This is a genomic window from Burkholderia sp. Cy-637 (assembly GCF_011753175.1).
Taxonomy (GTDB): domain Bacteria; phylum Pseudomonadota; class Gammaproteobacteria; order Burkholderiales; family Burkholderiaceae; genus Burkholderia; species Burkholderia gladioli.
Genome location: NZ_VWWC01000199.1, coordinates 1 through 11,898, shown reverse-complemented (window position 1 = coordinate 11,898; position 11,898 = coordinate 1). Strand labels below are relative to the sequence as shown.

Annotated in this window: 8 protein-coding genes and 1 pseudogene; all 9 read right to left on the bottom strand. The window is 71.3% G+C overall.

Annotated elements, in window-relative coordinates; all coding sequences use genetic code 11:
- Window positions 1-647 (bottom strand): annotated as a pseudogene (locus tag F3J10_RS31175) (hypothetical protein); the annotation flags it as partial.
- Entirely contained in the window at window positions 644-1,597 is a 954-nt protein-coding gene (locus F3J10_RS31170; RefSeq protein WP_167243715.1) for a transketolase C-terminal domain-containing protein, read from the bottom strand. The gene F3J10_RS31170 and the pseudogene F3J10_RS31175, both read right to left, overlap by 4 nt.
- Window positions 1,594-2,412, bottom strand: coding sequence for a transketolase (locus tag F3J10_RS31165; protein ID WP_046578512.1), 819 nt, complete (start codon window positions 2,410-2,412; stop codon window positions 1,594-1,596). The genes F3J10_RS31170 and F3J10_RS31165 overlap by 4 nt, the downstream gene beginning before the upstream one ends.
- Window positions 2,413-2,438: 26 nt before the next feature.
- Window positions 2,439-3,455: a sulfotransferase gene (locus tag F3J10_RS31160; protein ID WP_167243714.1), complete on the bottom strand. Its 1,017-nt coding sequence runs from the start codon at window positions 3,453-3,455 to the stop codon at window positions 2,439-2,441.
- Between the two features lie 13 nt (window positions 3,456-3,468).
- Window positions 3,469-4,266, bottom strand: coding sequence for an ATP-grasp fold amidoligase family protein (locus F3J10_RS31155; protein WP_167243716.1), 798 nt, complete (start codon window positions 4,264-4,266; stop codon window positions 3,469-3,471).
- Window positions 4,267-4,284: 18 nt separating this feature from the next.
- Window positions 4,285-5,133: a class I SAM-dependent methyltransferase gene (locus tag F3J10_RS31150; RefSeq protein WP_167243713.1), complete on the bottom strand. Its 849-nt coding sequence runs from the start codon at window positions 5,131-5,133 to the stop codon at window positions 4,285-4,287.
- Between the two features lie 76 nt (window positions 5,134-5,209).
- The gene (locus tag F3J10_RS31145) at window positions 5,210-6,088 is read right to left on the bottom strand and encodes a TauD/TfdA family dioxygenase (protein ID WP_167243712.1); all 879 of its coding nucleotides are present in this window, start codon (window positions 6,086-6,088) and stop codon (window positions 5,210-5,212) included.
- 4 nt (window positions 6,089-6,092) lie between these two features.
- Complete coding sequence (locus F3J10_RS31140) at window positions 6,093-6,872, bottom strand: sulfotransferase family 2 domain-containing protein (protein ID WP_167243711.1); 780 nt, start codon at window positions 6,870-6,872, stop codon at window positions 6,093-6,095.
- Window positions 6,869-11,898 (bottom strand): non-ribosomal peptide synthetase (locus F3J10_RS31135; protein ID WP_167243710.1); only part of this gene is annotated, 5,030 nt, incomplete at its 5' end. The genes F3J10_RS31135 and F3J10_RS31140, both read right to left, overlap by 4 nt.

Below are 11,898 nucleotides of genomic sequence, written 5' to 3'. Positions count from 1 at the left end.
TCCACCCAGACGCGCGGCGCGTGACGGCGCCCGTGCCCGGCGATCGCCGCGCCGACATGCCAGTGATGCGCGAGCATGCGCAGGCGCGCGCCGGGCGCCAGATCCATCTCGGCGCGGTACGCGGCGGCCAGCGTCGCCACGTTGCCGATGCCGCACACGACCTCGTGGCCGAGCCGCACCAGGATCTCGTTGACCGCGTCGGGGTAGCAGGCATTGACGAAGCGGCTGCCGGGGGAATGCGCCGCGATCGCGCGCGCCACGCGCAGCGCCAGCACCACCTGCAGCGGCAGCGTCGCGCCATAGCCCTGGGCGCGGATCGTCGCGGCCCAGGCATCGCGCCCGGCGGCGATCTCCCACATCGACTGCAGCGAGGCCACGTTGAACACCAGCGCCGGCCGCAGCGCGGCCAGCAGGCTGTCGAGCGCGCCCGCCGCATCCCAGTCGAGCCGATGGCCGACCACGCGATGCGGCGTGCCATGCACCACGGCGCGCGCGTTGGTGGCCTGCACCAGCCAGGCCAGGCGCGCCGCGTTGCGCCCGGCCAGCACGATCCGCAGCGGCCTCGCGCCCGCCGGCAGGGTGGCCAGATCGAACAGCACGGCCTCGGCGAGCGAGCCGGTGCCGGTCACCAGCAGATCCGCGCTCATCGGCCCGCCTCGCGGGCGGCCCGCGCGCCGCTCCTTGCCGCGCGCCCGCCGCCGCGCAGTTCGGCGGCCAGGCGCGCGGCGATATCGTCCGCGGCGAGCCCGTGGCGCTTGAGCAGCACCTCGGTCGGCCCGAAATCGCCGCTCCAGTCGGCCGGCCAGGAAAACACCGGGTCGCGCACCGCGAACCCCTCGGCATGCAGCAGGTCGGCCAGGCCGCCGCGACGCGTGTGGTCGTCCACCACCCAGAGCCCATCCAAGTCGCGCAGCAGGGCCGCGAACTCGGCAGCGGGAAACGGCGCGAGCCGCGTCAGGTGAATCACGCCGGCATCGACGTCGAGCTCGCGCAGCCGGCGCGCGGCGTCGAGCGCGACGTGCGTGAACAGCCCGCAGCTCACCAGCGCGAAACGCGCGCGCGAGCCGATCCAGCGACATTCGGCAGGCTCGCCGGGCAACGCGCCCAGCGGCTCGCGCGGATAGCGCAGATAGGCCGGGCGCTCCCGCGCCAGCACCGCGTCGACCACGAATCGCGTGTCCGCCTCGCAGCCGGGCGTCCAGATATCGAGGTTCGGCAGCGATCCGATCGCCGCGATGTCGTTGAGCGCTTGGTGGCTCTTGCCGTTCGGCCCGCCGCAGCCGCCCGCGTGCGAGCCGACCAGCGTGACCGGCACGCCGGTCTGCGCGAGCCCGACGCGAATCTGGTCGTAGGCGCGAAAGCACAGAAAGGCCGCGAACGAGAACACCCACGGCCGCAAGCCGCAGGCGGCCATGCCGGCCGCGGTCGACACCATGGTCTGCTCGGCGATCCCGGCCATCAGGAAGCGCTCCGGGTGCGCCTGCGCGAAGCGGTCCACGCCGTAGGAATCGGCCAGGTCGCCGTCCACCACCCAGATCCGCGGGTCGTGCCGCGCCCGCTCGACGAGCGCCTGCGCGCAATGGGCGGCGGGCCTCATGCCGGCTCCCCGGCCGCCATCACGGCGTCGCGGAACTGCGCCTCGGTCAGGCTCAGGCAATGCGACAGCCCGGGCGCGTCGGCGAAGGCCGGAATGCCGTGGCCCTTCTCGGTATGGGCCAGCAGCACGCCGGGCTGGCCGCGCCGGCCCAGCATGTCGCGCATCGCGGCCTCGAGCCCCGCCGCGTCGTGCCCCGGCGCCTCGCTGACATGCCAGCCGAACGCCTCCCACTTGCGCGCCGCGTCGGGCAGCGGCGCGGGCTCGATGCCCGGCATGCCGTGCCAGCCCATCTCCTGGTAACCGTTCAGGTCCAGCACCGCATGCAGGTTGTCGACGCGGTAGCGCGACGCCAATTGCGCGGCCTCCCACACCTGCCCTTCCTGGCATTCGCCGTCGCCGAGCACCACCCAGACGCGCGCGCCCGTGCCGCGCAGCGCGAGAGCCATGCCGAGCCCCACCGACAGGCCCTGGCCGAGCGAGCCGGTGGAAAAGTCGATCGCGTCGCACAGGCTCATGTCGGGATGGCACGCCAGGCGGCCGCCGTGCTGCCCGTAGCTGGCCAGCTCGGCCTCGGGCAGCGCGCCGACCGAGGCGAGCGTCGCGTACAGCGCGACCGAGGCATGCCCCTTCGACAGGATCAGGCGATCCGCCCGCCCCTGGGCGCGCCGCGCCGGATCGCGGTCGAGAATCCGGTGATGGAGCACCATCAAGCTGTCGAGCACGCTCATCGCGCCGCCGAAATGGCCGCCCTGCGCGCCGTGCAGCATCGTCAGCACGCGCTTGCGGCTCTCCCGTATCTGAATCTCGAGGTTCATCGAATCTCCCGGTTCTTGAAATCAGTTCAGCGCAGCCGCGCGAGACCGTGCTCGCTCAGCAGCGCGTCGCTGCGGATGGCGCGCCAGCAGGCGTCGAACGCCGCTAGCGCCTCGGCATCGGCGCCGCGCGTCGACAATCGCTCGCGAGACAGGCCGGAGCCCGCCTGCGCGTCCCTGCCCAGCGCCGCGGCGATAGCGTTGCCGCGCGCCGCCATGGCGGCGGGATCGGACACGATGCGCCGCAACGCCGGCAGCGGGCCGGCCAGCAGGTCTTCGTACCAGACCGGCTGGGGCCGCACGCCGGCGCGATGCAGGCGGTCGAAGGCCTCGACCGATACCTTCAGCAGCTCGGCCAGCGTCTCGCCGCGCTCGCCGAACGCGCGCGAGGTGGAGCGCACCCAATCGTCCCGCTCGCGGAACATGAACACGTAGCGCGCCTGCGGGAAGGCCTGCAGAAACACGTCCACCGCCCGGTTGCAGCGCGCGCGCAGCTTGATGACCGGCGCGCGCCCGCACGCGAGCGCGAGCCCGCACACGGCGGCGCGCACCACGCTCGGCCCCCAGCGCCGCGCCACCGCCAGCTCGGCGTCGTCGTCGACCCAGGCGACGTTGGTCAGCACGTCCGGCTCCGAGATCGCCGGCTCGCCGGCGGCGGCCAGCAGGCGCGACAGCAGCGTGGAGCCGCAACGGCCGATCGAGAACACGAAGGTCGGCGTCAGGCCGGCGGCATCGTGCCAGGCGTCGAGCCGCTCGAACGGCAGCTCGGCCAGCCACTGCACATGGCGGCGCTGATGCTGATAGAGGAAGGGCACGTCGCTCAACCCGGCATCGCCCTCCCAGCGGCCATGAACGAGCCGCTCGGCGCGCCAGTCCGCGTACAGCGGCACGTAGCGCGCGCGCTCGGGCAACTCGGCCAGCGAGGCGTGGCGCGCGACGACGCGGCTGTCGAAGTCGCCGGGGCGCACCATGCGGGTCGAATCGGCATGGCGGACCCGCAGCACCTGCTTGACGCACACCGGACCGGATGAATCGGTGGATGTCATGCTCTCACTCCTGTCAGGATGGACCGGCCCCGCCTCGCCACAAGGTGCCCAGCAGCCGCTGCGCCTCGTCGGTGAAGCCCTCGCCGCCGTTGGTACCACCGGCGTACTCGCCGAACACCGGCCCGCGGTCCGAATCGAACAGGTCGACGCGCACGTGCTCGATGCCGGTCCAGCCGCGGTAGTAGTCGGCGAGCTGCTCGGCCAGCGTGATCACGCGATCGAAGTGCGCCGGCCGTGCGATCTCGCGCTCGATCGGCTGCGCGCTGTGATAGAGCGCGGCGCGCCGCCAGTCGCGGTCGTAGTCGTAGGCGACACAGCCCAGGTCGTAGCCCACGGTCACGTAGTGGATGTACTCCACGCGACCGTGGAAGGTCAGGCACTTGAACTGCGACACGCAGGGCGAGCCGTCGCGGTTCTCGACCATCTCCTCGACGATCACGTGATTGTTCAGGCCGCGATAGCACCATTGGCGCGCGAAGAAGGCGCGGACCTCCTCGGGCGCGAACGCCGCGCCCGTCTTCAGGTCGGTACCGCGATCCATCAGCATCAGCACGCCGGTCTGGCAGCGCGGCTTGATCACGTAGCGCGGCGGCAGCGCGGCGAAATCGCAGTCGGCCACGTCGCCCTGGAAATACAGCTTCGGCAGGTGGGCCTCGAAAGCCTGCAGATGCGTGCGGCAGGTCAGCTTGCAGTCGAGCTGCGTCTCGCTCGCCACGCGCCGCATTTCGTCGGGCGTGGCGCCGGCCTGGAAGATGCCGCGGCGATCGTCGTAGTGCGGCCAGCGCTCGCGCACCTTGTCTCGGAAGGTCATGCTCACGGGCGCGCTCCCTCAGGCTCGCCGCGCACGGGCCACCCAGCTCTCGCGGGAGCCGCTGCGGTAGTCCTCGAGATCGCTCCAGTCGGTGAGGCCCTGCGCGTGCCAGTCGACCCGCTCGTGATCGAGGCCGTAATGATCGAACAGCATCTCCACGGCCGAGCGATTGGCCCAGCCCATCAGGCCGCTCTGGCGCGCGGTGGCGCCCGGCGCCGCGGCGTCCTCGTACAGCAGCACCAGGTTGCCGGTGCGGCTGCGCTCGCTGGGCAGCACGTCGTCGAACCAGCCCTGCATGCGCGTGAGCAGCGAGCGCTTGCCGAAGCCGCCCTGCTGCATGTTGCGCACGAAGGCGTTGACGCGGCGGTTGCGCAGCCGCTCGCGCAGGTTCCAGCGCTCGCGCGCCACCCAGGTATCGAGGATGAAGGCGCCCGGCGCGATGCGGCCGATCTCGCGCATCACGTCGATATGCTCGATCAGGTGGCTCAGCACGCCGAAGCAGAGGATCGTGTCGAAGCCGCCCGGCTCGACCGAGCGCAGGTATTCCACGAGATCGCCGGCCACCACCTCGTAGCGCTCGCGCGCATGGCCGCCCTGGGCCAGGTTCGCGCGCGCGGCGTCGAGGTGGCTTTCGCGCACCTCCACGCCCACCACCTTGGCCGCGCCGTGCGCGAGCGCGGCGTGCATAAAGCGTCCGTCGTGGCTGGCGAGATCCAGCACGCGCTTGCCGCGAAAATCCTGCTCATAGCCGCTGATGAGCACCTTCGCGCGCCAGTTCAGGCGCTGCGCGACCGCGCGCACGGTGCTAGAGGCGAGATAGACGGAGCCGGAGAAGTCGACGCCGGATTGCATGGTCGATGAGTTCATGATGAGGTTCGGATTCAGGTAGGAGAACCACGGCCTGACGGCCGTGGCGCAATCGATCGCGCCCCGCGCGACCTCGTCAGGCAGGTTCGGCGGCGGTGGCCGCCTCGCGGGCCACGCCGAACGGCACGTCGCCGCGCACGCACACGCGCCGCGCGAAGCGCCGCCCGGCGCCGTAGTCGTCCACCGCGGTGTGCATGGTGCAGCGGTTGTCCCAGAGCGCGACGTCGCCGTTCGACCAGTGCCAGCGCACCGTGAACTGCGGCTTCTCCATCTGCGCATACAGGTAGTTCAGGATCGTCGCGCTCTCGGCGGAATGGAAACCCGCCAGGTGCGAGGTCATGAAGGGATTGACGAACAGGCACTTGCGGCCGGTCTCCGGATGCACGCGCACCACGGGATGCTCCGCGCCGAACAGCTTGCTCAGGTCGATGTCGGTGCGGCCCTTGCCCTGGAACGCGCCCGGGCGCTGCGAATACTGCTCGGTGGTCATGTCGTGCACCGCGCGCTGGCCTTCGAGGAAGGCCTGCATGCCCGGCGACAGGCTCTCGTAGGCCGCCTCGAGGTCGGCCCACATGGTGTCGCCGCCGCTGGCCGGCGTCTCCATCACGCACAGCACGCCCAGCGCGGTCGGCGCCTTCGCGACGCTCAGGTCGGTATGCCAGATCGACGCGCGCCCGCTGGGCACGTCGGCGTCGAATACCGTTACCTCGGGGCGCCCGTCGGGCTTGGCCGAGAACGAGGGGAAATTCGTCTCGATCTCGCCGAACAGACGCGCGAACGCGATCTGCGTGTCGACCTCGAGCGCGGGCTGGTCGGTGAAGAACAGCACCTTGTGGCGCAGCAGCGCCGCGCGGATCTCCTCGACGCCGCCGTGCTCGACGATGCCCGCCAGCGTACGGTTGCGCACTTGGGCGCCGATGGTGCCGCTCAGCGGCCTCAGGTCCAGGGTGGTCATGGGCTCAGCTCCTTGTAGTCCTTGCGGTGTCGGTGTCTCGAAGCTCGTCGTGAGCGGCCGGGGCGGCCTCCCGGTCGAAGCGTTCGAGCGCGAATCGGTACAACTCGATGTCGAAGCGATTGCTGTGCTCGACGTGCTCCCGGCAAGCCGGGCTCAGCGTCAGGTCACGCGCGTAGCTGCCCTCGTTGCGCCGCTCCACGCCGGCCGCGGGCCAGCCGAAGCGCGCGCAGAAGCGCCGCATCGATTCGTCGAAGCGCTCGGTCAGGCCGAAAGCCGCGAAACGCTCGACCAGGTTGTGCTTGGCCATCTCCAGGTGCTCGGGACCGACGCGCGCGCGCGGCGAATCGAAATGCGCGCCCGAGACGGCCCGCACCTGGGCGTTGTCGAGATCGATGCTCGCCTCGCTGGCGAGGAAGCGCTCGAGCCCGATGCGGCGCTGGAACAGGTATGCATGCAGGTAGTTGAGCGGCTCCTTAAGCGCGTAGAAGTAGTACGACACGAGCCGCGAGACCGGCTCGCGCAGCAGCGTGACGTAGCGGCTGCCGTGCTCGCTGTCGTCGAAGCCGTACGGGAAATGGCCACGCAGCATCGCGTACGAGGCCTTGTCCGCTTCGTCGAGCGCGCGATACGCGTCGATCCGGCCGTTCACCACCGGATGCTCGTCGTCGACGTAGAACTTCGCGATCCTGGCGCCCGCGTGGAGCTGGTCGAGATGCTCGCCGAACGCGGTGCCGGCCGTGCGCGGAATATGGACGAAGGCGATGCGGGAGCCCGACGCGCTCATGCCACGGCCTCCCTGCTGGCGGCCTGGGCGGCCTGCTCGGCATCGCGCCAGACGTCGCCGAGCGCGCGCGCCAGCGCGTCGGGACAATCGCGCAGCAGGTAGTGGCCGATGCCGGCGTACTCGACGAGGCGCACCTGCCGGCCGAGCTTGAGCCAGTCCTCGTGGCGCTCGGCGTAACCCTCCACCAACGGGTCCTCGGTGCCCACCATGCACCACACCGGCACGTCCAGTGCCTGCAGCGCGCCGGCCTGCATCTCGTCGTTCAGGTGATCGTAGTAGACGTCGGCGAGCCAGCTGTCGTAGCGGAAGTCGTGCAGGAAGAACGCCTGCTCGTCGGCCTGGGCTGGCAGCGTCGCGCCCATGCCGCCGAGGAAGGCGAAGATCTGCGCGTCGCTGCGGGTGTCGGGCTTGCCGTGACGCATGCGCATCAGCGCGCCGCCGATGCAGAGCGCGCGCAGGTCGGCCTTGCGGCGCGAGAGCTCGCGTGCGATCGCGATCGCCAGCGCCGAGCCGTTGCACTGCGCGAACACGATCACCGGCAGCGTGGTGGCCGCCAGCAGGTCGTCGCAGACCTGGCCGGCCAGGCGCCGGATCTCGGCCAGCAGCGCCGCGTCGTCGCCCACCGGCGTGCGCGGCAGCTTCACCGCGAACAAGGCCAGGTCGGCCTCGTGCCGGCCCACCGCGCGGCTGGTGTCGACGAAACTGACCGGGCCGCCGGCGGCATTGGCCACGCACACCAGCACGGCCTTCGCGCGCGCCGTGTCGCCCGCCATCAGCACCACCGAGCCGGACTCGGTGGGCGCGCGCTCCAGGTACTCGGCCAGCGCCTCGATGCTCGGATGATCGTAGATGTCGGTCACTTCCAGGGGCGCGCCGTACTTGGCCGCGATCCGGATCGCCTTGAACGAGTCGCCGCCCAGCTCGAAGAAATCGTCGTGGATGCCGAAGCCGTCATGGCCGAGCACCTCGGCGAACACCTCGGTCAGCCGGCACTGCACCGGTGTCTGCGGCGCGACGCGCGCCACCCGCGACGGCTCGTGGCGGAATTCCTCGCGCAGGCGGTTGCGGTCGATCTTGCCGCTCGGCAGCTGCGGCAGCGCCGTCTCGAAGCGGAACACCGACGGCACCATGTAGGGCGGCAGTTTCGCCTTGAGCGCCTCGACGATCGCCTCGCGCTGCTCGGCCTCGTGCGGCACCACGTAGGCGCACAGGAAGGCCTCGCCCCGTTCGGGCTGGATCAGCAGCACGGCGGCCTGGCGCACGGCCTCGATCGCGCGCAGGCTGGCTTCCACCTCCTCCAGCTCGATGCGCATGCCGCGCACCTTCACCTGCCGGTCCTTGCGGCCGTGGAACATCAGCACGCCGTCCTCGCGCATCACGCCGAGGTCGCCGGTGCGGTACAGGCGGCCCTTGTAGCGGTCGGGGAACGGGCTCTCCACGAAGGCCTTGGCGGTGGCCCCGGCCATGCCCACGTAGCCGCGCCCCACGCCCACGCCGGTCACCACGATCTCGCCGCGCGTGCCGATCGGCACCGGATTCAACTGCTCGTCGACGATGTAGATGTCGAAATTGGCGAGCGCGCGGCCGATCGGCACCGGATTCTCGATCACGTCGCCGGGCGACATCAGGTGGTGGGTGATGTCGTCCGAGGCCTCGGTGGGCCCGTAGGCGTTGAACACGTGGGTGTTCGGCATCAGCGCGAACCAGCGCTGCAGCAGCGCGGCGTCGATGGTCTCGCCGTTGACCATCAGGTAGGTCATCGCCTCGGGCCGCGGCAGGCCGGGGTGTGCCTCGAGGTGCTCGACCAGCGCCAGCAGGTAGGTGGGCACCACCTCCAGGATCGTGATGCGATCGTCGTGGAGCCGGCGCAGCAGCCCGTCGATATCGTGCACGGTGCGATCGTCGTAGACGAAGGTCGTGCCGCCCTGGGCCAGCGCGATGAACATCTGCCAGACCGACACGTCGAAGCTCATCGATGCGTTCTGCGCGACGCGGCACTGCGCGTCGATGCGCATGTCGTGCGCCTTGTTGACGATGTTGTTGAGCATGCCGATGTGCTCGATCATGGCGCCCTTCGGCTTGCCGGTCGAGCCCGAGGTGAACAGCACGTAGGCGAGGTCGTGCCCCGACACGTGCACCTCCGGGTTGTGCTCGAGCGTCGCGTCGGGCGCGGCCAGCTCCTCGAACACGAAGCGGCTCACGCCGGCGGTGGCCGGCTCGACGGCGGCCACCGCGGCATCGGCGATCACCACCGTCGCGGCGGCCGATTCGAGCATCTCCTGCATGCGCTGGGGCGGCAGCACCGGATCGATCGGAATATAGGCCGCGCCGATCTTCCAGATCGCCAGCACGGCCACCGCGAGGCGGTCGCTGCGCGTGATGCGCAGGCCGACCAGCGAATCCGTGCCGAGTTCGGGGCAGGCCTGCATCAGGCGATTCGCGAGCCGGTTCGCGGCGCGATTGAGTTCGTCGTAGGTATAGCGCTTGCCGTTGCAGACGAGCGCGCAGCGGGTGGGCGTGCCGGCCGCGTGATCCTCGATCAGGTGCGGCACTAGGTTGCGCCCCAGGCGCAGTTCGCCCTGCCGGCAGGTGCGGCTCAGCCCCTCGCCGGATGCCGGCGCCGGTGCCGGGCTCCCGCCCGCGAGCAGGGCCTCGACGGGCTGTTCGAGTTGGTCGGGAAGGCGGTTCAGTGCCGCGTTCAGATGGTCGGTCATGATCTCGATGTCCTTGATGTGGTACCGCGTACGATCGAATGCGATGTCGAAATGCAGGCGGGCGCCGGGTTTTACCGTCACGGTCAGCCCGTAGTGGGTGTCGTCGATGAAGTCGTAGTCGCGCATGCCCAGCGCCGCGCGCGCGTCGTGCTCGGCCGCCGGATAGTTCTCGACCACCAGCAGCGTGTCGAACAGCGGTTGCCCGGCGCGCACGCCCGATTCGCGCTGGATCTCGACGAGATCGAGCAGGCCGTGGGACTCGCGCTCCACGTGCCGCGCATGGACCGCGCGCAGCCAGTCGCCGAGCGTCGCCCGCGGGTCGATGTCGACGCGCGCCGGCAGCGTCGCGATCAGCGGGCCGACCATCGTGTCGATGCCCGGCAGCTCGACGTCGCGCCCCGAGGTGGTGACGCCGAACAGCGGCGAGGACTGCCCGCCGTGACGCCCGAGCACCAGCGCCCAGGCGGCCTGCAGCACGGCCGCGAGCGTCACCCTGCTGCGCCGTGCCGCCTCGACGAGGCGCCGCGTGCCGGCTTCGTCGAGCACGCGGGCCACCACCGCGGCTTCGGACGCCCGCGCCTCGAGGCCGGCCTGTTCGATCGCGAGCACGGTGCGCTCGGTGCGCGCCCCGAGCTGTTCGCGCCAGTAGCGCCGGTCCTCGTCGAGCGGCCGGGCCGCGCGCCATGCCACGTATTCGCCGAACTGCACGGCCGCGAGCGGAGCCGGCTCGCGCCCGGCCGCGAGCGCCGCATAGGCCTGCGCCAGGTCCGCCCAGATCAGCTGCAGGCTCCAGCCGTCGAGGATCGCGTGGTGATAGGTCCAGACGAAGCGGCGGCCGGCGTCGTGCCGGATCACCTGGAAGCGCATCAGCGGCGGCTGGCCGAAATCGAACGGCGTCGCGCGATCGGCGAGCAGCAGCGCGCGGAACGCCGCCTCGCGCGGCTCGGCGGCGAGGCCTCGATGATCCGTTTCGCGCCACGGCAGCGGCACCGAGGCGGCCACCAGCTGCAGCGGCTGCTCGCGCTCGAAACCGACGAAGGCGGTGCGCAGGGCCGCGTGGCGCGCCACCACCGCCTCCCAGGCGCACCGCAGCAAGCCGAGTTCAACCTGCTCGCCGAGCGTCATGTGCACCTGGTTGACGTAGGCGCTGGCGTGATTCGGCATCAGGCTATGGAACACCATGCCCCACTGGATCGCGGTGGCCGGATACAGCGCGTCGAGCGCCGGCTGGCTCGCCTGCCAGCGCACCAGCTCGTCGCGGCTCGCGCCGGCGAGCGGGAAATCCACCGGCATCGGGCACCAGCGCGATTGCGCGGCGCAATGCGCGGCGAGCTCGCGCAGCGCCGTCTCGAAGCGGGCGCCCAGTGCCTCGATGTCGGCGGCATCGAAACGCTCGCAGGAGTAGTCGATCTCGAAGCGCAGGCAGCCGTCCTCCACCCCGCCGTTGATGCCGAGCCGGTGCTCGCGCGGGCGATCGGGCGTGATGTCGTCGCGCGACACGGTGCTCAGCACCCGGATGTCGGCCGCCTCGTCGGCACTCACGTCGAACTGGCCGAGATAGTTGAAGACGATCTCCGGCGCGTTTCGCGTCGCGAGTTCGTCCAGCTCGGCATCGGCCGCGAGATGGCGCAGCACGCCGTAGCCGATGCCGTGCCGAGGCGTGGCGCGGTACTGCGCCTTGACCGCGGCGATGGTCGCGGCCAGCTCCGGCTCGCCTTGCGATGCGGGCAGCGCGAGACGCTGAGGGAAATAGCTGGTGAACCATCCGAGCGTCTCGCCCAGCGCGGGCGGATCGAGCTCGGGCAGGTAGTGCGCGAGCGCCTCGGTCTCGCGGCCGTGGCCTTCCAGCGCGATACGCAGCGCGTCGAGCCCGCGCCAGCGCCATGCGGCGATCAGCAAGGCGGCCAGCAGCAGTTCCACGGTCTGGGTGCGATAGGCGTGATGCGTGCGCGTGAGCAATTCGCGGGTGGCCTGCGCGTCGAGCACGACCTCGACGATGCGCGTGCTGTGCCGGCTCTCGCGAGCGGACGCGCCGTGATCGGGCAGCAAGGGCGGCACCGGCTCGCGCAGCGTGCGCAGCCAGTGCTCGCGCTCGGCCAGCAAGGCCGCGCCGTGGCGCGCCGCGAGCAGCGCGCGCGCCCAGGCCTGAAAGCCGTTGCCGCGCGGGCGGCGCTCGATGTCGCCCCGCGCGCGCCATTGCATGAAGCCGCCGCGCAGGTCGTCGAGCAGCACGCGCCACGACACGCCGTCGATCACCGCGTGATGCGCGGCCAGCAACAGCCGGCCGCCGCGCGCGCCATCGCGCGCCAGCA

Bases quoted from the DNA above. Each gene is read 5' to 3' on its own strand.
- F3J10_RS31155 (WP_167243716.1), bottom strand. From the start codon at position 4,266: ATGACCTTCCGAGACAAGGTGCGCGAGCGCTGGCCGCACTACGACGAT.
- F3J10_RS31160 (WP_167243714.1), bottom strand. From the start codon at position 3,455: ATGACATCCACCGATTCATCCGGTCCGGTGTGCGTCAAGCAGGTGCTG.
- F3J10_RS31140 (WP_167243711.1), bottom strand. From the start codon at position 6,872: ATGAGCGCGTCGGGCTCCCGCATCGCCTTCGTCCATATTCCGCGCACG.
- F3J10_RS31170 (WP_167243715.1), bottom strand. From the start codon at position 1,597: ATGAGGCCCGCCGCCCATTGCGCGCAGGCGCTCGTCGAGCGGGCGCGG.
- F3J10_RS31150 (WP_167243713.1), bottom strand. From the start codon at position 5,133: ATGAACTCATCGACCATGCAATCCGGCGTCGACTTCTCCGGCTCCGTC.
- F3J10_RS31165 (WP_046578512.1), bottom strand. From the start codon at position 2,412: ATGAACCTCGAGATTCAGATACGGGAGAGCCGCAAGCGCGTGCTGACG.
- F3J10_RS31145 (WP_167243712.1), bottom strand. From the start codon at position 6,088: ATGACCACCCTGGACCTGAGGCCGCTGAGCGGCACCATCGGCGCCCAA.